This is a genomic window from Sulfuricystis multivorans (assembly GCF_003966565.1).
Taxonomy (GTDB): Bacteria; Pseudomonadota; Gammaproteobacteria; order Burkholderiales; family Rhodocyclaceae; genus Sulfuricystis; species Sulfuricystis multivorans.
This window is the reverse complement of the sequence record NZ_AP018718.1, coordinates 2,356,578-2,379,911: the sequence shown is the minus strand read 5'-3', so window position 1 is coordinate 2,379,911 and position 23,334 is coordinate 2,356,578. Positions and strand designations below refer to the sequence as shown.

At 65.4% G+C, this 23,334-nt stretch carries 25 protein-coding genes, 1 other RNA gene and 1 riboswitch; of the genes, 16 read left to right on the top strand and 10 right to left on the bottom strand.

All coding sequences use genetic code 11. The features are described from left to right. Window positions 1–18 precede the first annotated feature (18 nt). From EL335_RS11930 to EL335_RS11910, 5 genes are all read left to right on the top strand, one after another. Window positions 19–1,002, top strand: a complete 984-nt coding sequence (locus EL335_RS11930) for a KpsF/GutQ family sugar-phosphate isomerase (protein ID WP_126447196.1) — start codon at window positions 19–21, stop codon at window positions 1,000–1,002. Beyond that, complete coding sequence (locus EL335_RS11925; RefSeq protein WP_126447194.1) at window positions 1,002–1,523, top strand: KdsC family phosphatase; 522 nt, start codon at window positions 1,002–1,004, stop codon at window positions 1,521–1,523. The genes EL335_RS11930 and EL335_RS11925 overlap by 1 nt, the downstream gene beginning before the upstream one ends. A gap of 8 nt (window positions 1,524–1,531) precedes the next feature. Further along, window positions 1,532–2,242, top strand: a complete 711-nt coding sequence (lptC, locus tag EL335_RS11920) for an LPS export ABC transporter periplasmic protein LptC (protein ID WP_126447192.1) — start codon at window positions 1,532–1,534, stop codon at window positions 2,240–2,242. A 1-nt stretch (window position 2,243) separates the two neighbouring features. Continuing rightward, window positions 2,244–2,786, top strand: coding sequence for a lipopolysaccharide transport periplasmic protein LptA (gene lptA, locus EL335_RS11915; protein WP_126447190.1), 543 nt, complete (start codon window positions 2,244–2,246; stop codon window positions 2,784–2,786). 264 nt (window positions 2,787–3,050) lie between these two features. Beyond that, window positions 3,051–3,608: a phasin family protein gene (locus tag EL335_RS11910; protein ID WP_126447188.1), complete on the top strand. Its 558-nt coding sequence runs from the start codon at window positions 3,051–3,053 to the stop codon at window positions 3,606–3,608. Between the two features lie 143 nt (window positions 3,609–3,751). On the opposite strand, the gene ssrS is transcribed toward EL335_RS11910, so the two are convergent. The 3 genes from ssrS to EL335_RS11895 all read right to left on the bottom strand — a co-directional run bounded on the left by ssrS (window position 3,752) and on the right by EL335_RS11895 (window position 4,492). Then, window positions 3,752–3,933, bottom strand: a non-coding RNA gene (gene ssrS / locus EL335_RS11905) — 6S RNA. 33 nt (window positions 3,934–3,966) lie between these two features. Then, window positions 3,967–4,287: a cell division protein ZapA gene (locus EL335_RS11900; RefSeq protein ID WP_126447186.1), complete on the bottom strand. Its 321-nt coding sequence runs from the start codon at window positions 4,285–4,287 to the stop codon at window positions 3,967–3,969. A gap of 10 nt (window positions 4,288–4,297) precedes the next feature. Next, a complete protein-coding gene (locus tag EL335_RS11895) occupies window positions 4,298–4,492 on the bottom strand; it encodes a hypothetical protein (RefSeq protein WP_126447184.1) in 195 nt (64 codons plus the stop codon). A 113-nt stretch (window positions 4,493–4,605) separates the two neighbouring features. Then, a riboswitch (cobalamin riboswitch) is annotated at window positions 4,606–4,811 on the top strand. A gap of 113 nt (window positions 4,812–4,924) precedes the next feature. Here EL335_RS11895 and EL335_RS11890 point away from each other — a divergent pair. The 6 genes from EL335_RS11890 (at window position 4,925) to EL335_RS11865 (ending at window position 11,394) form a co-directional block, all read left to right on the top strand. Next, the gene (locus EL335_RS11890) at window positions 4,925–6,760 is read left to right on the top strand and encodes a TonB-dependent receptor domain-containing protein (protein ID WP_126447182.1); all 1,836 of its coding nucleotides are present in this window, start codon (window positions 4,925–4,927) and stop codon (window positions 6,758–6,760) included. A 3-nt stretch (window positions 6,761–6,763) separates the two neighbouring features. Continuing rightward, window positions 6,764–7,750, top strand: a complete 987-nt coding sequence (locus EL335_RS11885) for a FecCD family ABC transporter permease (protein ID WP_126447181.1) — start codon at window positions 6,764–6,766, stop codon at window positions 7,748–7,750. A gap of 137 nt (window positions 7,751–7,887) precedes the next feature. Continuing rightward, window positions 7,888–8,730: an ABC transporter ATP-binding protein gene (locus EL335_RS11880; RefSeq protein ID WP_126447179.1), complete on the top strand. Its 843-nt coding sequence runs from the start codon at window positions 7,888–7,890 to the stop codon at window positions 8,728–8,730. A gap of 5 nt (window positions 8,731–8,735) precedes the next feature. Then, window positions 8,736–9,533, top strand: a complete 798-nt coding sequence (locus EL335_RS11875) for an ABC transporter substrate-binding protein (protein ID WP_126447177.1) — start codon at window positions 8,736–8,738, stop codon at window positions 9,531–9,533. Further along, entirely contained in the window at window positions 9,530–10,120 is a 591-nt protein-coding gene (gene cobO / locus EL335_RS11870; protein WP_126447175.1) for a cob(I)yrinic acid a,c-diamide adenosyltransferase, read from the top strand. The genes EL335_RS11875 and cobO overlap by 4 nt, the downstream gene beginning before the upstream one ends. After that, window positions 10,114–11,394 (top strand): cobyrinic acid a,c-diamide synthase CobB, encoded by a 1,281-nt coding sequence (locus tag EL335_RS11865; protein ID WP_126447173.1) that lies wholly within the window; start codon window positions 10,114–10,116, stop codon window positions 11,392–11,394. Before cobO ends, EL335_RS11865 begins: the two co-directional genes overlap by 7 nt. On the opposite strand, the gene speE is transcribed toward EL335_RS11865, so the two are convergent. The 5 genes from speE to cbiB all read right to left on the bottom strand — a co-directional run bounded on the left by speE (window position 11,391) and on the right by cbiB (window position 15,947). Next, window positions 11,391–12,629, bottom strand: coding sequence for a polyamine aminopropyltransferase (speE, locus tag EL335_RS11860; RefSeq protein WP_126447171.1), 1,239 nt, complete (start codon window positions 12,627–12,629; stop codon window positions 11,391–11,393). The two genes, EL335_RS11865 and speE, sit on opposite strands and share 4 nt — an antisense overlap. A gap of 136 nt (window positions 12,630–12,765) precedes the next feature. Continuing rightward, window positions 12,766–13,233: a c-type cytochrome gene (locus tag EL335_RS11855; protein WP_126447169.1), complete on the bottom strand. Its 468-nt coding sequence runs from the start codon at window positions 13,231–13,233 to the stop codon at window positions 12,766–12,768. Next, entirely contained in the window at window positions 13,230–14,114 is an 885-nt protein-coding gene (locus EL335_RS11850) for a cobalamin-binding protein (RefSeq protein ID WP_126447167.1), read from the bottom strand. The genes EL335_RS11855 and EL335_RS11850 overlap by 4 nt, the downstream gene beginning before the upstream one ends. After that, on the bottom strand, window positions 14,102–15,037 hold the full coding sequence (gene cobD / locus EL335_RS11845) for a threonine-phosphate decarboxylase CobD (protein ID WP_126447165.1): 936 nt from the start codon (window positions 15,035–15,037) through the stop codon (window positions 14,102–14,104). Before cobD ends, EL335_RS11850 begins: the two co-directional genes overlap by 13 nt. Next, on the bottom strand, window positions 15,030–15,947 hold the full coding sequence (gene cbiB, locus EL335_RS11840; RefSeq protein ID WP_126447163.1) for an adenosylcobinamide-phosphate synthase CbiB: 918 nt from the start codon (window positions 15,945–15,947) through the stop codon (window positions 15,030–15,032). The genes cobD and cbiB overlap by 8 nt, the downstream gene beginning before the upstream one ends. Here cbiB and EL335_RS11835 point away from each other — a divergent pair, their 5' ends adjacent. Continuing rightward, window positions 15,948–17,390 (top strand): cobyric acid synthase, encoded by a 1,443-nt coding sequence (locus tag EL335_RS11835; protein ID WP_284155359.1) that lies wholly within the window; start codon window positions 15,948–15,950, stop codon window positions 17,388–17,390. Beyond that, window positions 17,387–19,120 carry a chorismate-binding protein gene (locus EL335_RS11830; RefSeq protein WP_126447161.1) on the top strand — a complete coding sequence of 578 codons (1,734 nt, stop codon included), beginning with the start codon at window positions 17,387–17,389 and terminating at the stop codon, window positions 19,118–19,120. Before EL335_RS11835 ends, EL335_RS11830 begins: the two co-directional genes overlap by 4 nt. Here EL335_RS11830 and cobU read toward each other — a convergent pair. Further along, the gene (gene cobU, locus EL335_RS11825; RefSeq protein WP_126447159.1) at window positions 19,101–19,610 is read right to left on the bottom strand and encodes a bifunctional adenosylcobinamide kinase/adenosylcobinamide-phosphate guanylyltransferase; all 510 of its coding nucleotides are present in this window, start codon (window positions 19,608–19,610) and stop codon (window positions 19,101–19,103) included. The two genes, EL335_RS11830 and cobU, sit on opposite strands and share 20 nt — an antisense overlap. 14 nt (window positions 19,611–19,624) lie before the next feature. On the opposite strand from cobU, the gene cobT reads away from it, so the two are divergent. Genes cobT through EL335_RS11810 form a run of 3 tightly spaced genes read left to right on the top strand, consistent with a single transcriptional unit; the run spans window position 19,625 to window position 22,043 of the window. Then, on the top strand, window positions 19,625–20,695 hold the full coding sequence (gene cobT, locus EL335_RS11820; protein ID WP_284155358.1) for a nicotinate-nucleotide--dimethylbenzimidazole phosphoribosyltransferase: 1,071 nt from the start codon (window positions 19,625–19,627) through the stop codon (window positions 20,693–20,695). Continuing rightward, window positions 20,692–21,468: an adenosylcobinamide-GDP ribazoletransferase gene (locus tag EL335_RS11815; RefSeq protein WP_126447155.1), complete on the top strand. Its 777-nt coding sequence runs from the start codon at window positions 20,692–20,694 to the stop codon at window positions 21,466–21,468. Before cobT ends, EL335_RS11815 begins: the two co-directional genes overlap by 4 nt. Beyond that, window positions 21,453–22,043, top strand: coding sequence for a histidine phosphatase family protein (locus EL335_RS11810; protein WP_126447153.1), 591 nt, complete (start codon window positions 21,453–21,455; stop codon window positions 22,041–22,043). Before EL335_RS11815 ends, EL335_RS11810 begins: the two co-directional genes overlap by 16 nt. Here the strand turns inward: EL335_RS11810 and EL335_RS11805 are convergent. Further along, on the bottom strand, window positions 21,934–23,316 hold the full coding sequence (locus EL335_RS11805; protein WP_126447151.1) for a magnesium and cobalt transport protein CorA: 1,383 nt from the start codon (window positions 23,314–23,316) through the stop codon (window positions 21,934–21,936). The two genes, EL335_RS11810 and EL335_RS11805, sit on opposite strands and share 110 nt — an antisense overlap. Between the last annotated feature and the right edge of the window lie 18 nt (window positions 23,317–23,334).

The following is a 23,334-nucleotide window of genomic DNA, read 5'->3' as shown; positions in this document are numbered from 1 at the left end:
CATAACCGCCCGCTCGCCATGACCGCCATCCCGCCCACCGAACATTTGATCGCGCTCGCGCGCCGGGTGCTGACCATCGAAGCCGAAGCGATATGGAAACTCGCCGATCGTCTCGACGACAGCCTCGTGCTCGCCGTCGATCTGATCCTCGGTTCTCATGGTCGCACCATCGTCAGTGGGCTAGGCAAATCAGGCCACATCGCGCGCAAGATCGCGGCGACGATGGCCTCCACCGGCACACCGGCCTACTTCGTCCATGCCGCGGAAGCGGTGCATGGCGATCTCGGCATGATCGCGCGCGACGACGTGCTGATTGCCATCTCCAACTCCGGCGAGAACGACGAATTGCTGACCATCGTGCCGCTCGTCAAGCGCCAGGGCGGCAAATTGATCGCGATCACCGGCAATCCGGCTTCGACGCTTGCCCGCGAGGCCGATGTGCACCTCGATGCCCGCGTCGATGAAGAGGCCTGCCCTTTGAACCTCGCGCCGACGGCGAGTACCACGGCCGCACTGGCATTGGGCGATGCGCTGGCCGTCTGCTTGCTCGACGCACGTGGTTTTTCCGCGTCCGATTTCGCCCGTTCCCATCCTGGCGGGGCGCTGGGCAGAAGGCTCCTCACCCATGTGCGCGACGTGATGCAACCGCTCGAACGGGTCGCCACGGTTGCTAGCGACACGCCCATCCCGACGGTGCTCGCCGCGATGTCGCGCGGCGGCATGGGCATGGCCGCGGTGCTCGACGCCGATGGGCGCCTTTGCGGGATTTTCACCGATGGCGACCTGCGCCGCGCGATGGAGCGTCTGGGCGATTTGCGCCAGGTCCAGGTCGGTGCGTTGATGAGCCGCAATCCGCGCACCATCGGCCCGGAACGGCTGGCCGTCGAGGCCGTCGAGATCATGGAACGCCACAAGGTGAATCAGCTCATCGTCACCGATCCGGCCGGCCGGCTGATCGGCGCTCTCAACATGCACGACTTGTTTCGCGCCAAGGTCGTCTGATGAACGTCTTCGAACAGGCTGCAAAGGTCCGTCTGATGGGCTTCGACATCGACGGGGTGATGACCGACGGCCGGCTTTACTTCAGTACCGAGGGCGATTTCTGTAAGGCTTTTTTCAGTCGTGACGGACTGGGTCTGAAACTGCTCGCCAAATCCGGCGTCAAGATCGCGATCATCACCGGTCGCGATTCGCCGATCGTCACGCGGCGCGCCGCCAACCTCGGCATCGGCCTGGTCCTGCAGGGCATCGAGGACAAGCGCGAAGCGATGGCCTCCCTGCTGGAGCGCGAACATCTGACGATGGCCGAGTGCGGCTACATGGGCGACGATCTGATCGACCTGCCGCTGTTGAAAGTCTGCGGCTTTTCCGCCACGGTGCCGGATGGCCATCCGCTGGTGCGCGAACACGTCGCCTACGTTGCCCAGGCCCCCGCCGGCAGAGGCGCCGTGCGTGAAGTCTGCGAGCTGATCCTGCGCGCGCAGGGTAGCTGGGAGCGGGTCGTGGCCTCGTACCTTGCCTGACGCCGACCATGCCTGCACGCCCCCGCACCGCCGCCAATTTGTTTCCGTTACTGCTGGCCGGCATACTCGCCGCATTGAGCTACTGGCTGGAACTCGCCAGCCGTGCGCCGGAAGTGGCAAAGGCGGGCAAGCTGCGTCACGATCCGGACACCATCGTGGAAAATTTCGAGGTGCGCCGCTTCGATCCGCAAGGCGCCTTGCAACACACGCTGACCGCGCGGCAAATGGTCCATTACCCCGACGACGACACTGCCGTGGTGTTTGAGCCGCGCATCGTCTGGCATCGCCCGCCCCCTACGACCCTCGAAGCACGCGAGGCGCACATCTCGAGTCGAGGCGAGCACGTCGCGCTGATCGACGATGTGCGCATCACCCGCGACGGCAGCGCGGGAAAACCTCAGACCATACTGACGACTGCGCGCATGGATGTCTGGCCCGATGACGAGCTCGCGAAATCAACGCAACCCGTCACGATCACCCAGGGCGCCTCGCGCATCCGCGGCGAAGGCGGCATGAATGTCGACCAGAAAAGCCTGATCTACGTCCTCGAAGGGCCGGTGGAAGGGGTATTCTTCCGGACGGCATCGCCGCCGGCCGCGACCCGCACTGCTCGGCCGGCGCTGGCTTCGCGAGCTGTCGCTACGCGGCAGGCGGGTGTCCAGGCCAAACCGAAAGCAGGCCTCGAGGCAAAATCGAAACCTTCTTCTTCCAGACGCTGACATGAACCGCACCTCGATCATCACGATTTTCGCCCTGCTGGTTTCTCTCGTCGCTGCCGATGCGCTCGCCGAACGCGCCGACCGCGACAAGCCGGTGCATCTGGAAGCCGCGCGGGTCACCGTCGATGATGCCAAGCGCATTTACCTCTTCGAGGGCAATGTGGTGTTGACGCAAGGGACGCTGACGATCCGCACCGCGAAACTGGTCGTCACCCAGGATGACGCCGGCTTCCAGAAAGGGGTCGCGACCGGCGGCGAAAATGGTCTGGCACGGCTGCGCCAGAAACGCGAAGGCAAGGACGAATGGGTCGAAGGCGAAGCCGAACGGATCGAATACGACGCGAAGAGCGAAAAGGCCGAGTTCTTCAACCGCGCCTGGGTGAAAAGCGGCAGCGACGAGGTGCGCGGCCATTACATTTCCTACGACGGCAAAACCGAGCAGTATCTGGTCACCGCCGCACCAGGAGCCACTGCGTCGAACGCGGATGGCCGTGTCACCGCGATCATCCAGCCCAAGAACACCAAGCCGGCGACGACGCACTGAGCATTCCGCCCTTGCCTTTTGCGCGGCAGCGATTGCCCGTCGTTTGCCCTGCTTTGTCCCTCGGAGCTGCCCTCTGGCTCCGAGACAGTCACATAACCAATTGAAAAATATGTGATTCAAAAACGGTGGGCAATTTTATTGCGCTGCACAAAAAAATCGTTGACATCCGAAAATCGTTCCATATAATGCGCAGCATATTGCACTGCAACATATGCCTTCGACAACCCAGCCTGCCTCGACCGTTTTCTTTTTCAGGAGATTGCCATGTATACCACCCCCGAACAATTCGCCGGCGCCACCAAGGCCAACGTCGAAACCTTGCTGACGATCGCCAACACCGCTTTCGCCAGTGCCGAGCGTCTCGCCGCGCTGAATCTGAACACCGCCCGCACCTTGCTCGAAGACGGCGTCAACACCGCAAAGGCCCTGATGGGCGCCAAGGATGTCCAGGAGCTGGTGAGCCTGCAGACCTCGCTGGCTCAGCCGGCTTTCGAGAAGGTCGTCGCCTACTCGAAGAGCGTGTATGAGATCGCCAGCCAAACTCAGGAAGAGTTCTCGAAGATCTTCGATAGCCAGTATGCGGAGATCAACAAGAACGTCGCCAACGCCCTGGACAAGGCTGCCAAGAACGCCCCTGCCGGCTCCGACGTCGCCGTGGCTGCCGTGAAGTCTGCGCTGGCGGCCGCCAATTCGGCTTATGAAACGATGAACAAGGCCGCCCGCCAGGTTGCCGAGATGGCCGAAGCGAATGTCGCCGCTGCGACTTCCGCGACCGTCAAGGCCGTCGGCGCCGCTGCTCCGAAGGCGAAGAAGGCCGCCTGAGTTTCCGGCCGCAAGGCCGACCACGATTTAGGTTGCAACGTCTCCTCCTCCGGTTCCGCAACGGAACCGTTTGACCCAGACCGCAAGGTCTGGGTTTTTTTTGGGGAGAAAAAAGGCGCGGACTCTCCGCGCCCATCGAAGATGGGTTCCCCGCGCGTGCCGTTTGGCCGGCATCCTGAACCGGAGTTCAGTGTGGTCGCTTTCCTGCCGCTTCAGGTTCACCCGACGAAGGGGCGATCACAACGGCGGCGTCTTTGGGCGGCGACCGATGCCAATGGGCATAGGTTCAAGGAATGTATGGCCTTGGCGAACACCGCAGGGAAAAACCGGTGAAGCGCGGCGGTCGGGTGTGCTGCCGTCAGAACAGTTTTTCCTGCGGCGCGAGCACTTCGTCCAGCCGTGCTTCGATGGCATGGATTCTACGCAGCGTCTCACCGGCGTCAACGGCTTGATCGGTAGGCGATGCCGTGGCATTCTGACGGGCTGAGTTCAGCTCGTGCGCGAGGTTCAGCGCCGTCATCACGGCGAGCCGTTCGCCGGTGCTGCGGGTAGCCTTGGCGATTTCATTCATGCGCGCATCGAGCAGCGCGGCGGCCGCCTGCAACGCGTCGATCTCCTCGGGCGCACAGGCGACGCGGTATTCGCGTCCTTGAATCTTGATGTCCAGTGTGCTCGTCATGCGGGCTCCGTCATTCGGCGGGCAGCTTGTCGATCAGCCCTTCGAGCCGCAAACGCGCGGTCGTCATCCGCTCCATGAGCCCGCGCTTTTCTGCTTCGAGCGCGCCGATGCGTTCGCGCAGCTGGCGATTCTCGGCGCGCAGGGTTTCACACAAGGCGATGATCTGCTCGACTTTTCGTTCGAGGCTGGCGAGGGGAACGTCCATGACCGCGCAGTTTGTGGGAAAAAAGATTGCTGGTCAAGCAGTTCGCCAAGATTCTGAAGGCAATTTCGCGTTTCAGCCAAAAGTCGGCGCTGGCGGCACGGCACGCTTATAATCGTCGTCGCTTCGTTCGAGGTGCCTAGGGCGCGAATCTCGCGTCCGGGTGAAACGGGAAACAGGTGAATTGGCAACAATGAGGCCTGTGCTGCCCCCGCAACGGTAAGGAAGTGAGGTTTCGCCTCGATGCCACTGGGAGAACTCCTGGGAAGGCGGCGAAACAAGACTTCCAAGCCCGGAGACCGGCCTCGTTCGATCCGGTTGAATGCGCTGCGGGGTGCGGCGCGTCGGCAAAGCCCTGCCCACGCCGTCATTCCCTGTGCATTCGTTGTCCATTCGACTGGCCTGCGGGGACGCTGGCCAAACAGGGAGTCCGACATGAAATCTCGCTTTGCCAAGACGGCGCTCGCCGTTGCCGTTTCCATTGCCTTCCAACCCGCCTTTGGCTCCACCGAGGATGAGGCGACGGTGGTCGTCACCGCGACGCGCATCCCGACCCGCGTCGATGAGCAGCTCGCCGACGTGGCCGTCATCACGCGTGAAGACATCGAAGCCGCCGGTGCGACGACGCTACCCAGCCTGCTCGCGCAGCAGCCGGGCCTGCAAATCGTCACCAACGGCGGCATCGGCAAATCGACCAGTCTCTTCACACGCGGCACGAACGCCGGCCACACGCTGTTGCTCGTCGATGGCGTGCCGCTCGGCTCGGCTACCCTCGGCCAGCCTTCACTGACCAACCTGCCGCTTACGCAGATCGAGCGCATCGAAATCCTGCGCGGGCCGGCTTCCTCGCTGTATGGCTCGGATGCGATCGGCGGCGTGGTGCAGATCTTCACCAGGCAGGGCGAAGGGCCGATGAAACCCGAGGCCTTCGCCGGCGCCGGCAGTTACGGCGCCTGGCAGGCGCAGGTCGGTTTGTCCGGCGGCGGCGACTTGATTGCCTACAGTCTGCAAGCCGCCAAACTGGAAACGGCGGGCTGGGATGCAACACTGCCCAAACTCGATGCCCTGCACCGCGATCGCGATGGCTACCGCAATGCCTCATGGCAAGGCCGCATTGCCGTCACCCCTGTCAAAGGCCAGGAATTCGGCGCGACCTTCCTGACCATCGATTCGCGCAACCATTACGATGATCGCTTCAGCGCCGCGACGGTGGATTCCTATAACGACGACGCAACCAGCGTCTGGTCGCTGTATGCGAAAAACCGTCTGTTCGATGCCTGGACCTCGACGCTGCGCTATGGCGAATCGAAGGATCGCAGCGAGAATTTCTCGCCTGCCAAGAGCCTCTTTGCCACCCAGCAAAAGCAGTGGTCCTGGCAAAACGACGTCAAACTGCCGCTGGGCATCCTGATGCTTGCCTATGAAGACCTGCGGCAGGACGTCGAATCGACGACGAATTTCAGCGTCAAGGAACGCACGGTGCGATCAGCGATCGGCGGCTGGCAGGCGCGGCTCGGCAATCATTCATGGCAGCTTACGCAACGCTACGACGACAATTCGCAGTTCGGGGCCAAGACCACCGGCAGTCTCGCCTATGGCTACCGGATTCTGCCGACGCTGACTGCTCGCGTGGCTTTCGGCACGGCCTTCAAGGCGCCTTCGTTCAATGACTTGTATTACACGAGCCCTTGGGGCAGCCACGGCAATCCCAATCTGCAACCCGAGACGGCGAGAAACCGCGAGATCGGCCTCGACTGGAGCGGCCCGACGGGGGCGCACTTGGGCTGGAGCCATTTCGACAACCGCATCAAGAACCTGATCAGTTGGCAGAATACCGGCGGCTTTGTCTATGTGCCTTTCAACATTGGCCGCGCCCGCATCGTAGGCGACAGTTTCACGGCTGGCCACCACTGGGGCGCCTGGTCCGCGCAACTGTCGCTCGATCTGATGCGCCCCTATGACGAAGACACCGGCAAGCGACTGCCGCGGCGCGCCGCGCAGCAAGCCAAGGCGCGCGTGGCTTTTGAACCCGGCGCTTGGGCCGCCGGTGCCGAGCTCGTCGCGGTCGGCAAACGCTTCGATACCGCGACTGAAACGAAGGAGATGGCGCGCTATGAGCTGGTCAATCTGTTTGCGCACTTTCGGCTTGGCCGCGACCTGAGGCTCGAAGGGCGCATCGACAACCTGTTCGACAAGAAATACGAGACGGCCTGGGGCTATGCCAATCCAGGTACGATGGTGTTCGTCGGTTTGCGCTACCAGCCTCGATAAACCATGCCCACCCGCCGCCGCGCCGTCTGGGTGCTCAGCCTGCTGACGCTTCTGTCGCTGGGAAGCCTCGGCGTGGCCTTGGCCGTAGGTTCGATTGCCGTGGCGCCGCAGGAGCTCTGGGCGCTTTCCGCGGGCAACGAGACACCCCACCGGGCGATCGTGCTGGGTTTGCGCGCGCCGCGGGCGGCAGCGGGCTTTGCGGTGGGCGGGCTTCTGGCGCTCTCCGGCTGCCTGATGCAGGTGCTGCTGAGAAATCCCTTGGCCGACCCTTACGTGCTCGGTATCTCCGGCGGGGCCGGGGTGGGCGCCTTGCTGGCGATGTCGTTGGGGCTTGCCGGGCTTTCCGTATCGGGCTTGGCCTTTTTCGGGGCGGCTGCGGCGATGCTGCTGGTGTTTGGTCTCGCCCATGGCGATGGGGCCTGGACGCAGACGCGGCTGCTGCTCACCGGCGTCGTGGTTGCCGCTGGCTGTGGCGCGGTCATCGCCTTGATCCTGACGCTGGCGCCGGAACAGAAGATGCATGGCATGCTGTTCTGGCTGATGGGCGATCTGTCGCAGGCTTCAGTTGCCTGGCCCGCAGGGCTCGCGCTCTTCATTTGCCTTTTCGTGATGCTGCCTCGCGCGCGCGATCTCAATGTGCTCTCGCGCGGCGAGGAGCTCGCCCGCACGCTCGGCGTGGCCACGCACGACGTGCGGCGGCTCGTCTATTTCACGGCGTCGCTGGCCACCGCCTGCGCGGTCACCACAGCGGGCTCGATCGGCTTCGTCGGCCTGATCGTGCCTCATCTGGTGCGCCTCGCTTTGGGGCCGGCACAGGGTAACGACCAGCGCCTGCTGCTGCCGGCGGCGGCGCTCGCCGGCGGCAGCCTCCTCGTATTGGCCGACACGGCGGCGCGCAGCCTCTTTGCGCCGATCCAGCTGCCGGTCGGCGTGCTCACCGCGCTCATTGGGGTGCCGGTCTTCCTCTACCTCCTGGGCAAAAAGACGTGAGAGCTTGTGAAAAAATTCGTCGCGAGCGGGCTGATGGCAAGGCGCCCGGAGCGGAGCGACCGAGAAAACGAGCCGAAGGCGAAGTTTCGGTGCAGGCTAACAGGAGCGAAGCGCAAGTTATGCCGGAACCACATAACATGGAGTTAGGCGAGGGAGCGAGCACCGCGCAACGCAGCCAGCGGGCCGCGCAGCAGAATTTTTCGCAAGCTCCGATTCTGGAAACGCGCCAAATTGCCGTCAGCGTCGGCCTGCACAAGGTCTGTCTGGCGCTCGATCTCGATCTTTCGCCCGGCAGCCGGCTGGCCATCCTGGGCAGAAACGGCGCGGGCAAGACGACCTTGCTGGCGACTCTTGCCGGCCTGCGCAAACCCGAACGTGGCACGCTGCTCTTGGAAGGCAAGCCCTATGAGGCATGGAATCTTCGCGAGGCGGCAAGGCGGCGCGGCTATCTGCCGCAGGCGCAGACGGAACCTTTCGCAGCGACCGTCTTGCAGACCGTCCTGATCGGCCGCCACCCGTATTTGTCGAAGCTTTCCTGGGAATCTGCGCAAGACATTGCCATCGCCCGCGAAGCGCTGGCGCGTCTTGGCCTGGCTGGCTTCGAGGAACGCGAGATCCATACGCTCTCCGGTGGCGAATGGCAGCGCGTGCGCATCGCCTCGCTCTTGGCACAGCAACCGAGGCTTTATCTGCTCGACGAGCCTTGTGCCCATCTCGATCTCAATCATCAGATCGCGGTGCTGGAGCTCTTCTTCCATCTCGCGCGCGAGGAGGGCGCGGCGGTGGCGATGGTATTGCACGACCCGAACCTCGCGGCGCGCTTTTGCGATCAGGCGCTCTTGCTCTATGGCGATAGCCGCCACCGCATCGGGCCGTGCGAGGAGATCCTCAGCGCGCCGGTGCTCTCCGAGCTCTACGGCCATCCGTTATGCCGTCTTGCCAGCGCCGACTTTTCCCATCCCGTTTTCGTACCGAGGTGAAGGAAATGCGTTCATTACTGCTTCTGCTCGGCATCATCCTGTCTTTTCCCGCCGCTGCCGCTTGCCCGCGAATCGTCAGCCAGTCGCCCTATATCACTCACCAGCTCGAATGGCTGGGTCTTGCCGATTGCATCGTCGGCGCAAGCCGTTACGAGCGGCGTGTGCGTGTCCCAGACACCGGAGGCGTGATGGACCCTGACGCGCAAGCGATTGCTGCCGTCCAACCCGATCTAGTCATTACTTCGACGTGGACTAAGCCCGATGTCCTTGCCGCGGTCACCCCGCCCTCGGCGCGCGCGATGCGTCTGGCAAGCTTCCAGCGCATGGATCAGATCGAAGAAAACCTGCGCGAGATCGGCGCGGCGGCTCGACTCGATGTCGCCCAAGCGCGTGCCGCGGCCTTTGCTTATCTGTGGCGCAAGAAAGCAGCTGCCGTCGGTGCCCGCGGCGAGCGCGTGTTGTTGCTCTCATCCTGCACCGGCCAGCCCTATTCATTTGGCCGTAACACTTGGCTGGGAGAGCTGTTCGAGGCCGCCGGCTTCAGGTTGGCCGAGACGAACGAAGGAGTGCGCCACCTCGCGCGTGACGCCACGGCGGAAGACATCGAGCGTCGGGTGACTGAACTGCGCCCCGATCTCGTCGTCATCTTCACGCGGCAGATTGCGGAAAGCTGTGCTGCAGTGCCTTGGCCTGCCAATGCGCGGCTTATGGCGCTCGACGGCGAAAAATTCCTGCATCCTGCCCCAGTGCTGCTGGAAGGGCTCGACGAGCTGGCCAAAACCTATGGGGATCTTTACCGATGAGCAGCGATCATCTGCAGCGCATGCAACGCAAGAAGGCGGTGATCGACGCGAGGATCGCCGCTGCCGCTGATGCCCGCGGCGTCTTTTTGCTGCACACCGGAACCGGCAAGGGGAAGAGCTCTGCCGCCTTCGGTGTGTTGGCGCGCGCGCTCGGTCATGGCATGAACGCGGTCGTCGTGCAGTTCGTCAAAAGCCGCTCGGATACCGGCGAGGAAGCCTTTTTCCGCCAGCAGGCGAACGTCCGCTGGCATGTGATGGGCGAGGGCTTCACTTGGGAGACACAGGATGCGGCCCGGGACGCGGCAGCCGCCCAAGCGGCCTGGGCGGTGGCGAAAGAGGCGCTTGCCGACACTCACGTCGATCTCGTCATCCTCGACGAATTCACCTACGCGCTCAAATACCGCTGGCTCGACAGCGATGCGGTGCTCGCCGCCTTTTGCGCGCGGCCGCTCCGGCAGCACCTCGTCGTCACCGGCCGTGGCGCGCCGCCGGAACTCATCGCTGCCGCCGACACCGTTACCGATATGACGCTCGTCAAGCATGCCTTCCAGGCCGGCATCCAGGCAATGCCGGGAATCGAATGGTGAGTTGCCCCGCCTGGCTCGTCGCTGCTCCTGCCTCCGGCCACGGCAAGACAACGATCGTCGCGGCGCTGGCCCGGCTGCACACGCGCCTGGGGCGGCGCGTGCGCGTGTTCAAATGCGGGCCGGATTTCCTCGACCCGCAGATTCACGCGCTCGTCTCGGGCGCGCCCTGCGAGAACATCGATCTTGCGTTGTGCGGCGAGGATGACGCCCGCTGGCGCCTTGCGCGGGCAGCAGAGCAAGCCGATCTGATCCTCGTCGAAGGCGTGATGGGGCTTTACGATTCCCAGCCCAGCGGCGCGGAATTGGCAACGCGGCTGGGGCTGCCGATCCTGCTGGTGATCGATGCCAGTGCGATGGCCGGCAGTTTCGGCGCAGTGGTCTGGGGAATGAAGCATTACCGTGCGGGCGCGCCGATCGCGCTGGCGCTTGCCAACCACGTGGCAACCCCTTTCCATGCCGAGCTGTGCCAGCAAAGTCTGCCTGAGGACGTCGCCTGGGCGGGCAGCCTGCCGCGCGATGGCGCTGCGGCGCTTCCGGAGCGGCATCTTGGGCTCAACCCCGCCGCCGAGATCACCGATCTCGTCACGCGGCTGGATCGGCTCGCCGATGCGCTGGCGCAAACCCCGGCTGCCAAGTTGCCGCCGGCGGTCGACTTTGCCGCCCGGCCCGCGCCGACTTTTCCACCGCTGCTTGCCGGCAAGACCATCGCGGTGGCGCGCGATGCGGCCTTCTGCTTCATTTACCCGGCGAACCTCGAATGCCTCGCCGCCCTGGGCGCGCGGATCGAATTCTTCTCGCCGCTCGCGGACACGCTGCTACCCGTCTGTGATGCGGTGTGGCTGCCGGGCGGCTATCCCGAGCTCCATGCCGATGTAATCGCCGCCAATGGCGCGATGCGCTCGGCCTTGCAGGCGCATGTCGCCGCCGGCAAACCACTCGTCGCCGAATGCGGCGGGATGATGGCCTGCTGCGAGACGCTCTACGATCTCGATGGTCGCGCTCATTCGATGTTCGCGCTGATGCCCGGCGTGACGCGGATGCAAAAGCGCCTCGCCGGGCTGGGGCTGATCGCCGCAGCCTTGCCGGAAGGGCGGCTGACCGGCCATACCTTCCACTATTCGACGCTGGAGTGCCCGCTTGCTCCCTTCCTCCAGGCGGAGAAACTCGCCGCACCCGGCGGCGAGGCGATTTACCGCGTCGGACGCCTCACCGCGAGCTACGCGCACTTCTACTTTCCGTCGAATCCTGCAGCGGTGGCTCGTCTCTTCGGCTAGCGTACGAGCTCGCGATAGAAATTCGGCAGCGCGAACAGCGCGCCATGCACCGCGCCGTTGTAGTAGCGCAGATCGGAGATGCCGCGCTCGGCAAGTCGTGTTTCGACCGTTGTCGCATCGAGTCCGGTCGCATCGAGCGTGTCGGAAGCGATCGCCAACCCCCAGTAGGCGCCGTAGAGCGGGATGTAGAGGCCGTAGCAATGCACGGTGGAGAAGACCTGGCGCAGCTCGGCGACGATCCCCCGCACGCGCTCGGGATGGAAGATCGGCGAGCCGATGTGCAGCACCAGCGCGCCGCCCGGGGCCAGCGCTCGCCGTGCCTTGGCGAACGAGCTCGCCGTGTAGAGCGAGGCGGCTGGGGTGTCCGGATCGGTGAGGTCGAAGAGCACCAGGTCGAAGCGCTCGTCGGTGGCATCCAGGAAAGCAAAGCCGTCGCCGATCCTCACCTCGAGCCTGGGATCGGCGAAAGCGCCGCGATGCACGGCCTCCAAATGGCGTTTCGACGCCTCGACCACGTCGGCGTCGAGTTCGGCGATGACGACGCGCTCGATGCTCGGATGCTTGAGGAGCTCCTCCGCCGCGCCGCCGTCGCCGCCGCCGATGATCAACGCCTGGCGCGGCGCGGGATGGCTGATCGCTGCCGGATGGATCAGGGCCTCGTGATAGAAGAATTCCTCGCCTGCCGAGGTCATGAAATGGCCGTCGAGCCGCATCGTGCGGCCGAACTGCGGGGTGTCGAAGATCTCCAGCAGCTGGTTGCCGGCGGTCTTCTGGGTGAGAAGCCGCTCGCGGATGCGAAAGCCATAGACGCTGTGTTCATCGAGCGTTTCGAGGATCAGCTCGTCACTGGCGCCCGCCTCGATGCGACTGCCGCGCAGGATGCGATGGGTCTCAGTCTGTTCGGGCGCGAAGGCAGCAATGAGCGCCGTGGCAAGGCGTTCGGCCTTGGCCGAATTGTCCTGGCAGAAATTGCAGACATAGACGTCGAGCGTCACGCCACGTCGTTCCGGCCAGGTGTGCACGGCCAGATGCGATTCGGCCAGGAGCAGCATCCCGGTCACGCCACCGGGCTGGCCCTGGTACTCGGGAAAGGTGAACCATTTTTCGTCTACCAGCGTCAGGCCGACGTCCAGAGTATGGCGACGACACAGCTCAGACAAGCGCTCGGCGTCGACGAGCAGTGAAAGATTGCAACCGCACTGATAGAGATCGGCGGTCAGGTGAAGGCCTTGCATGGCTGTTCCCCCAATCGCTGCGGGGCAATCCGCCCCACGACACAGAAAAGCGCATCCGGAATGTATGTGGTGCGCCCCCAAGGCGGCGTGCGCCGAAAGGCGCGAATTCTAGCAGCAGAACAATGCGCTGGAACCTTCAGGGCAGCGCTGGTGGAGTGTCGTTGAGCCGGCTCGAGTAGACGACGACCGCGGCGCGCAAGGCCGGATCGGCGATGCCGGCGAAGTTCATCGCCCGACCCGGCACGGCGCGCTCGGTATCGGTTAGGGAACAGTCCAGCGTGGCGAAGCCCCAGACGACGCCGGCTGACTTCATCGCCGCTGAAAACCCGAAGCCCGCGATGCTGCCGGCGCGCCGCCCGAACACGTTCCACAGCCAAGGCCCTTTGGCATGGGTGCCCGTCTTCTCGCCATCGTGGCATTGCGAGCACTTGCGCTCGAAATAACGCGCGCCGGCGGCGATAACGACGTTCGCGAGACGCGCTTTCAATTCCGGCGTGAGTGGCGGCGTGTAGGTGGAAAGCGGCCCGGGGGCCCGTGCCCATGTCGCCGCCGTCAACGGTGAAAGACTCATGGTGAACACGAGGTGCCGGAACCGGAACATCATCGGGCCTCCATATTGCGCTTGCGCCGCGCGGCCTCCAACTGCTCGCACAGCCGCGCGGCGCCCTCGACGAGGCGCGGGGTGTGGCGCTGGATCAGATCGGGCGGGATGAAGAACAGATTATCGCGTTTGACCGCCGCAAGCGTCGTCCACTGCCGCCAATCGTCGAGCCATTCGGGCCGCGCCTCGCCCATGCCGGAGGCGACGATGACCTCGGGATCGGCTTGGATCACCGCTTCGACCGTCACCTGTGGCGCCAGCGGTTTGAGATCGGCGAAGACGTTCTCGCCGCCGCACAGCCGAACGACGTCGGTGATCACCTGGTTGCCGCCGACGGTCATCAAGGGCTGCTTCCAGATCTGGTAGAAGACGCGCACCGGGGGTCTTGCGCCGTAACGGGCGCGCAGTTCGGCCAAGCGCATGCGGAAATCCGCCGCCGCGGCGTTGGCCGTCGCCGCGGTGCCGGCAAGCAGGCCGAAACGTTCGAGGTTCTTCGCCACATCGTCGATGCGTTCCGGCTGGACGAGGAACACCGGAAGGCCGGCGGCGCGCAAGCGTTCGATGTGCGCGGCGCTGTTGCCGGATGCCCAGCCGATCACCAGATCAGGCGAAAGCGCCAGGATGCGCTCCAGATCGAGCCGCGAATAACCGCCGATGCGCGGGATCGTTCGCGCAGGCTCGGGATAGTCGCTGTAATCGACCGCACCGACGATCTTGCTTCCTGCGCCGGCGGCAAACAGCGTCTCGGTGATGTGCGGGGCGAGGCTGACGATGCGCTCGGCCGGGTGCGGCAAATCGAGACGCGTGCCCGCATCGTCGATGACGGTGATTTCGGCCCGCGCAGCCAGCGCGAGCAAAGCGAAAAGCCAGATCAGTCGGTGCATGAAATCAAGGCCTGTTCGAGACGCTGCCATTGTGCCTCATTCGCCGGCAAACCAAAGCGCAGCGCGGGGGGCGCGTCGAAACGGCGCACGAGGATGCCGCGCCGGGCCAGCTGCGTGTAAATCGCCTCCGCGCGCTGTGTCGGCACATAGCAAAACAGTGCCGCGCCGGCATTTTCCAGGCCATGCGCGCACAGCAAGCGGGCAAGCCGTGCCGACGAGGCGATCAGTCGCTGCCGCTGCTCCTGCTGCCAGCAACGGTCGGCCAGCGCAAGACGCGCCGCCCAGCGCGCCGGATGCGACACCGCCCAGGGGTCGAGCCGCTCGCGCAATCGTGTCAGCCACTCTTTGGATGCGAAGACGAAACCGATGCGCAAACCCGCCAGACCGAAGAACTTGCCCAAGGAGCGCAGCACGAGGACGTTGTCGGCGGCATCGATCAAGGTCTCCTCTGGCGTCATGTCGAGGAAGGCTTCGTCGCAGACGAACAGCCGCAGCGTCTTCGCCCGTTCGAGCAATTCGGCGTGTGTCCAGCGCTGTCCGGTCGGATTGTTTGGCTGGCACAGCACCGCATAGTCCGCCGCCTCGTCCCAGCCGACGATCCGGTGACCGGCACCGCGCCAGGCGGCCAAATGCTCGGCGTAGATCGGCGTCGGCATCGCCACCCGGCCCGGCGGCAGAAGGCGCGGCACAGTGCCGATCGCCCATTGGCTGCCGGGCACGATGAGCCCCGGCGCGCCGAAATGCGCTTGCACGGCGGCATCGAGGCCGTCGTCCTCTTCCGGCAGCCGCTGCCAGACTTCCGCCGGCACGGCCGGCAGCGGATAGGGCCAGGGCGCGATACCGGTCGACAGATCGAGCCATTGCTCGCGGGCGATGCCAAAGCGCCGCGCCGCCGCGTTCAACCGGCCGCCATGCTCAAGCACGCAGGAGGCTCCAGAGCGCGAATGCGGCCAGCCACAGCCCGATGCCGCGGCTCACCAGCGCCAAAGCACGGCGGATGTCGGCCGCCCGTGGCGCGGGACCACATCCCAGGGCGGGGCGTGTTTCGTCACGCCCCGCGTAGCGTGCCGTCCCTCCAGCGCCGATTTTCAAGGCGCCCAATCCTGCGGCCATCACCGGCCCGGCGTTGGGGCTCGGCCAGTGCCGCGCCTGTTGCCGCCAGCAGGCCAGCGCCGTGCGCGTCTCGCCCAAGGCCGCATAGGTGAGTGCCGTCAGCCGTGCGGGAATGAGACCCAACAGATCGTCCAGACGCGCCGCGGCCCAGCCGAAGTAGCGTCGCCGCTCGTCCTTGTAGCCCCACATCGCGTCGAGCGTGTTGGCGAGGCGAAATAGCAGCGCCCCCGCGCCGCCGGCGATAAAGAACCAGAACAGCGCGCCGAATACCGCGTCATGGCCGTTTTCCAGCACCGACTCGACGGCGGCCTTGGCCACGCCCGTCTCGTCGAGCAGCGCCGTCTCGCGCGTCACGATTTGGCCGACGGCCTGCCGCGCGGCGGACAGATCGCCGGCGGCCAAGGGCGCGGCGACGGCATCCCCATGTTCGGCGAGGCTTCTTGCCCCGAGCGCGAAGGTGAGCAGCAACAGATCGACGAGCGGGTGGGCCAACACTGCCGCGAGCAGAACCGGCGGCAAGACCAGGATCGACCAGGCGATGAGACCGCGCAGGCGATTGCCGAGTGGATGGCCCGGCGAGCCGCGGCGGAAAATGTGTTCCGCTCGCTCGGCGAGCCGGCCGAAGCCGACGAGAGGATGAAAGCGCCTCGGCTCGCCGAACAGCCGGTCGAGCAGGAGGGCGGCCAAGGCAACGAGCAATGGCGTGAGAAAATCGCGCATATGAAAGCGCTGATGATACAGGGCTGCACCTCGGATGCCGGCAAGAGCGTGTTGGTTGCGGCCTTGTGCCGCATCCTCGCGCGGTGCGGCGTGAAAGTGGCCCCGTTCAAGCCGCAGAACATGGCCTTGAACTCGGCGGTGACCAGCGATGGCGGCGAGATCGGCCGCGCCCAAGCCTTGCAGGCGCAGGCGGCGGGGCTTTCACCGCGCATCGATTTCAACCCGGTGCTGCTCAAACCCAGCTCGGATCGCCGCGCCCAGGTGATCATCCACGGTAAGGTAGCATGCGATCTCGACGCCCGGGCCTATCACGACTACAAGCGCATCGCCATGAGCGCGGTGCTGGAATCGTGGCAGCGGCTCACCAGCGAATTCGACTGCGTGATCGTCGAAGGCGCCGGCTCTCCCGCCGAAGTGAATTTGCGAGACCGCGACATCGCCAACATGGGTTTTGCCGAAGCAGTCGACATCCCGGTGTGGCTGGTCGGCGACATCGACCGCGGCGGCGTGCTCGCGCACATGGTGGGCACGCTCGAATGCCTGTCGGCGAGCGAGCGGGCGCGGGTCGCCGGGCTGGTGATCAACAAGTTCCGCGGCGACAGCGGACTTTTGCAGCCGGGGCTCGACTGGTTGGCTGACAGGACCGGCAAGCCGGTGCTCGGTGTCATTCCCTATCTTCATGGCCTGTTCCTCGACGCCGAGGATGCGCTGGAGCGCCATGTCGAGCAAAACGACGCGGCAAAGCTCAAGGTCGCGGCGCTCGTTGCGCCGCGCATTGCGAACGCGAACGATCTCGACCCGCTGCGCCTGCACCCGGAAATCGATTTCTGCTGGGTCGGGCCGGGGCAGGCGCTGCCACCTTGCGATCTCGTCGTGCTGCCGGGATCGAAGGCGGTGCAGGCGGATCTCGAGTGGCTGCGCGAACAGGGCCATGAGGCGGCGATCCTGCGGCATCTGCGCTACGGCGGCAAGCTGATCGGCATCTGCGGCGGCTTTCAGATGCTCGGCCGCGCGATCCACGACCCGCTCGGCCTCGAAGGGATGGCCGGCAGCATGGCGGGGCTGGCGCTCATCGACTGTGAGACGACGCTGACGCGGGAAAAACGACTGCGCCATGTGAGCGGCACATTGAAACTCGGCGCCGGCCAGACGGCACCCTTGGTCGGCTATGAAATCCACATGGGCATGACACGCGGCGCGGCACTCGCCCAGCCGGCAGCGGTGCTCGACGATGACCGCTCAGATGGCGCCCTGTCGGAAGACGGTCGGATTCTCGGCACCTACTGCCACGGCCTGTTCGATCGCCCCGAGGCGCTGGCCGCGCTGCTTTGCTGGGCGGGCGCGCAGGACATCGCCCCGGTCGACCTCGCTGCGCGCCGCGAGGCCGACCTGGAACGATTGGCCGATGCGGTGGAAGGCGCGCTCGGACCTGCTCTGCCGTGAAAGCCCGGGTCGATTTTCCGCAGGGCGATGCCCGTCTGCGGCTCGTCTTCGCCGCACCGCTGGCGAGGCTCGTCGCGCAGACGCTCGAAGAGGTGCCAGCGGTGCTCGATGCGGCGCTGCAGGCAGCCCGCGCCGGCCGCTGGGTGGTCGGCTTCGTCGCCTTTGATGCCGCGCCGGCCTTCGATGCCGCGCTCAGGGTGCGGCCGCCGGATGGCTTCCTGCCGCTTGCAGCGTTTGCGGTCCATGCCGCGGCCGAGGAAGGAGCGGAACCGGCAGCAGACGAGCACTTCCATTGCGGTCCTTGGCATATCGCGACGGACGAGGCCGCCGCTTGTGCCGCGATCGACACTTTGCGCCGGCGCATCGATGACGGCGAGTTCTATCAGGTCAATCTGACCACGCGGGTCTTTGCCGATTTCTCCGGCAGCGGCGCGGCCTTGTTCGCGGCGCTCGTCGCCACCCAGCCGGCGGGTTACTGTCTGCATCTGCGCGATGACGACTGGGAAATCCTCTCGGTCTCGCCGGAATTGTTTTTCGACTGGCATCCGGATGGGACGCTCATCACCCGGCCGATGAAAGGCACCGCGCCGCGCCACGATGATCCCGACCGGGATGCCGCGGCGGCAAAGGCTTTGCTGACCTCGGAAAAGGAGCGCGCCGAGAATCTGATGATCGTCGATCTGATGCGCAACGATCTTTCGCGCATCGCGCGGCTCGGCACGGTCTGCGTACCCGAACTGTTCGCGCTCGATGGCTTGCCCACCGCCTGGCAGATGAGCTCGACCGTGCAGTGCATCACGCGCCCCGAAGTGGCGCTAAGCGATGTGTTCGCCGCGCTATTTCCCTGCGGGTCGGTGACCGGCGCGCCGAAGGTCGCGGCGATGGCCGCCATCGCCGCGCTGGAAGACGCGCCGCGCGGCGCCTATTGCGGCGCGCTCGGCATCATCCGTCCCGGCGGCCATGCCACTTTCAACGTCGGCATCCGCACCGTGGTCATCGACCGTCGCCTTGGACGCGCCGAATGCGGCATCGGCAGCGGCATCGTGCATGATTCCGAGCCGCGGCGCGAATATGCCGAATGGTTGATCAAGCGGCGCTTCCTGCTGCGTGCGACGGCGAACTTCGCTCTGCTGGAGACGCTGGCGCTCGAAGACGGAGACTACGTTCTGCTCGAACGCCATCTCGAACGGCTCTCGTCGAGCGCCGCGCATTTCGGCTTTCCGTGCGATCGGGCACGCATCGGGCGGCAGCTTGCCGCGCTCGCCGCCGCGCATCCCGCAGGCTCTTGGCGGGTGCGGTTGCTGCTCGGACGCACGGGCAGTGTCGAGACCGAAATCCATGCGCTGGAGCCGACGCCGCCAGAGGTGATAGTCGTGCTCGCCAGTCGGCCGATCGAAGCCGACGTCGAGTTCCTGCGCCACAAAACCACCGAGCGCTGCGCCTATGCGCCCTTCAGTCCGCCGCCGGGCGTGTTCGATACGCTGCTGTGGAATGCACAGGGCGAGATCACCGAATTCACGCGCGGCAACGTCGTGCTCGAACTCGACGGCAGCCGAGTGACGCCGCCGCTTGCCGCGGGTCTCTTGCCCGGCGTGCTGCGTGCGAAGCTGCTCGCGCGTGGCGAAATCGTCGAACGGCGCGTGCGCATCGAAGAGCTCGCGCGCGCAACGCAGCTTTGGTTCATCAACAGCGTGCGCGGCTGGGTGAGGGTCAAACTGCTCGATCCTTGAGCACGAGCGGCAGGCCCGCCACCACCAAGGTCACCCGCTCGGCAAGTCGGGCGATTCTCTGGTTGAGCCGCCCCTGTTCGTCGCGGAAACGGCGCGCCAGCGCGTTGTCCGGCACGATGCCCCAGCCCACTTCGTTGGAAACGAGGATGATCCGGCCCGGAAACCGCGGCAGTGCGGCGAAAAGCCGCTCGATTTCTTCTTCCCTCCTGGAGAGCAGCACGTTGGACAGCCACAGCGTCAGGCAATCGACGATCAGGCAGCGCTCTGGCGATGCCTCGCGCGCCAGCGTATCAGCCAGCGCCAAGGGCTCTTCGACGGTGCGCCAGGCGGCGGGGCGGCGCGCGCGGTGATGGGCGATGCGCTCGGTCATTTCGGCATCATGGGCTTCGCCCGTGGCGACATAGACGACGGCAAGGCCTGATGCCGCCGCCTGTGTTTCAGTGTAGGCGCTCTTGCCCGAACGGGCGCCGCCGATGACGAGTTCGATCATGGGCGAAGCTTACAATGCCGATTTTCTGTTGGGGGGATGCAATGCAGTTCGATGTCGAACCGGTGAGCCATGCGCTCGATGACGCTTTGCAGCGAGCGATCGACAACAAGACCAAACCCTTGGGCAGCCTGGGCCGCATCGAGACGCTGGCCTTGCAGATCGGCCGCGTGCGGCAGTCGCTCAAGCCCAAGCTCGAAAAGCCGCACATCGTCGTCTGCGCCGGCGATCATGGCGCCGCGAAGGCCGGCATCTCGGCCTATCCGCAGGAAGTGACCTGGCAGATGGTCGAGAACTTCCTCGCCGGCGGCGCGGCGATCAACGTCTTCGCGCGCGCAAATGGCTTGGAGCTCGCCATCGTCGACTGCGGCGTCGCCCACGACTTTGGCGCTCGGCCCGGCCTGATCGATGCGAAAGTCTCAGCTACCGGCACGGCATCATATCTCGATGGGCCGGCGATGACGGCGGAACAATGTGCCCAAGCGATGGACAATGGGGCGCGGATCGTCGCGGGACTGACCGGGCAAGGCTGCCATGTCGTCGGCTTTGGCGAGATGGGCATCGGCAACACCGCCTCGGCCGCGCTGATCACCCATGTTCTCACCGGCGCACCGCTCATCGACTGCGTCGGTCGCGGCACCGGGCTCGACGACGCCGGGTTGATGCGGAAACGGACGCTCTTGCAGCAGGCGCTCGATGCCTGGCGCGATCGCTCGGCTGATGAGCCGCTCGCGGTGCTGGCCCGCTTTGGTGGCTTCGAGATCGCGACGATGGCCGGCAGCATGCTGGAAGCCGCGCGCCGCAAGATGCTGGTCTTGGTCGATGGCTTCATCAGCAGCGCGGCGGCATTGGTGGCCGCGAAGCTCGCGCCGGCCTTCCTCGACTATGCGGTGTTCTCGCATCTTTCGCAAGAGCGCGGCCATCAGGTGCAGCTTGCGCACTTGGGCGTGCGGCCGCTCATCGACCTGGATCTGCGGCTCGGCGAAGGCACCGGGGCGGCGCTCGCCTGGCCGCTGGTCCGATGCGCCTGCGCGATGCTTGCCGAGATGGCGAGTTTCGAATCCGCGGGCGTTTCGGAAAAACTGTGATCCGGCGCGAATTCGAATACTTTTTCGCCGCGCTGCGCTTTTTCACACGCATCCCGGCACCAATCTGGGTCGGGCATTCGGCCGAGCAGCTGAATCACGCAGCGCGCTGGTTTCCGGCGGTGGGCATCATCGTCGGCGCGATGGGCGCGGCGGTCACGCTCATGGCGGCGTCGCTGTGGCCGCCGTCCATCGCCGTGCTGCTCGGCATGGCAGCGACCCTGCTCGTCACCGGCGCCTTCCACGAGGACGGCCTGACCGATACGCTCGATGGCCTGGGCGGTGGCTTCACGCGCGAGCAGGCGCTGACGATCATGAAGGATTCGCGCATCGGTAGTTTCGGTGCGATCGGCATCGTTGTGGTGTTGCTGATCAAGTTCGCGGCGCTGTCCGAACTGCTGGCGAGCGCGGGTACCGTGCCGTCAGCGCCGACTTTTGCGCTGGCGCTGATCGGTGGGCATGCGGTGTCGCGCTTCGCTGCGACGACGCTAATCTACGCGCTCGACTATGCGCGCGAAGCGGGCAAGGCCAAACCGCTTGCCACACGGCTGGCGATCAACGAGCTCGCCTTCGCGGCGCTCATCGGCTTAGCACCTTGCCTCTGGTTGCCTTGGCAGCAGGCGGCCGTTGCGCTCCTTTTCGTCACGCTCGTCACGCTGCTCGCCGCACGTTGGTTTCGGCAGCGGCTGGGCGGCTATACCGGCGACTGCCTGGGGGCGACGCAACAGCTCACCGAAATCGCCTTCTATCTGGGGCTCACATGCGCCTGTGGTTGATCAGACACCCGTTGCCCGCGGTCGCCCCCGGCATTTGCTACGGCGCGACCGACCTGCCGCTCGCCGACGACCCGGCGCTGCATGCCGCGGCGCTCGCCCCCTTGCTGCCTACCGGCGTGCCGATCTATTCCAGTCCCCTGCAGCGCTGCTTGCGGCTCGCGGAACATCTGCATCCGGCGCCGATCGTCGATGGCCGCATCCGCGAAATCGACTTCGGTGCCTGGGAAATGCAGCCGTGGGAGGCGCTCGATCGCCGTCTGCTCGATGCTTGGGCAGCCGACCCGTTCCATTTCCAGCCCCCGGGCGGCGAGAGCGTGGCAGCCTTGCGGGCGCGGGTCGCCGCATTCCTTGCCAGCCTGCCGGAGGAGGCGGTGCTCATCACCCATGCGGGCGTCATCAAGGTCTGCGCGGCGGAACTTGCCGGCGAAACAGGCTGGGTCGGCCTGCGCTTCGATTACGGCAGTCTCACGCTGATCGCGAACGGCGTGCAGCAAGCCGTTTGGCCGCCTCGCGACGCTCGAAATAGCGCAGCGCATGATAGGTGCCGTAACCCAACAGGGCCATCGCCACGGTGAAGGCGCCGTAGGAAATCGGCCACGGGATGCCCTCGGTCATCATCGAGAATTCGGACATGCCGCCGATGCCGGCGATGATGTTGATCGGCACGAACACGACGGTGATCGCGGTCAGTTTCGACACGCGCTTGTTCTGGTTGATGTTGATGAAGCCGACCGCGGCATCCATCAGGAAGTTGATCTTGTTGAACAGAAACGAAGTGTGACCGTCGAGCGACTCGATGTCGCGCAGGATCTGGCGCGCATCCTCGTGTTGTTCCGGTGAGAGCATGCGGCCGCGCATCAGGAAGGAAAGCGCGCGGCGCGTATCGAGGACATTCCTGCGGATGCGGCCGTTCAAGTCCTCGCTCTTGGCGATCTCGGCGAGGATCTCGGCGGCCTCGTCGTCGGAGACCTGCGGCGAGAGCACCTGGCGGCCGACGCGTTCGAGCTCGGCATAGGTTTCTTCGAGTGTGTCGGCCGAGTATTCGACGTCGGCGCCATAGAGGTCGAGCAGCACGTCCTTGCCGTCGGAGACGTAGCCGGGCTGGGTGCGCGCGCGCAGGCGCTGCAGCCGGAACACCGGCAGCTCCTCGTTCCGGATCGAAAACAGGATGTTCCGGTGCAGGATGAAGGCCACCGGCACGTTGCGTGTGGCGCCCTGGCGGCTGAGCAGAAAGTTCGAGCTCAAGTGCACCGCGCCGTTGTCGTCGATGTAGAAGCGCGCCGATTCCTCGATGTCATCGACATCTTCGGGGTCGGGCAGGTAGAGATCGAAGAATTCACCCACCCAGGCACGCACCTGGGCGGATGGCGCGACGAGATCGATCCAGATCGGCGCCACCGTGGCGAGATCTTCGCGCCGGGCGATGCGCGCCTGCGACAGACGGCCGTTTCTGAGCTCGAAGGCCGAGACCGCGCTGCTCGGCGCGCCGTGCAGCGGGCGCGCGGCGAGCAATTCGGCGCGCAGCTCGTCGGGCAGGAATTCGAGCACCAGCTCACCGCGGCTTTCCTCGACTTCCTGCCAGGTGGTGAGGCGATCTTCTTCCGGCAGGACTTCGATCAGACGGGCGATTTCCGCGGCCGACAGCCGCCGCAGCAGGTTGTGCAGCTCGACCAGATGCTGGCGGTGCACCAGATCCTCGACCACGCCATGGCGTGGCATATCCTGCTTCTCGACCAGTGCCTCGACGCGCCGCTGACGCGCGAGCAGCAGCTGCACGTCGGTCAGGTGCTGTTCGAAGAGACTTTGGGCGCGCGGGCGGGTCTCTGGCTGGGTGGGCTGGGCAGGCATGAAGGAATTCTACGCCCG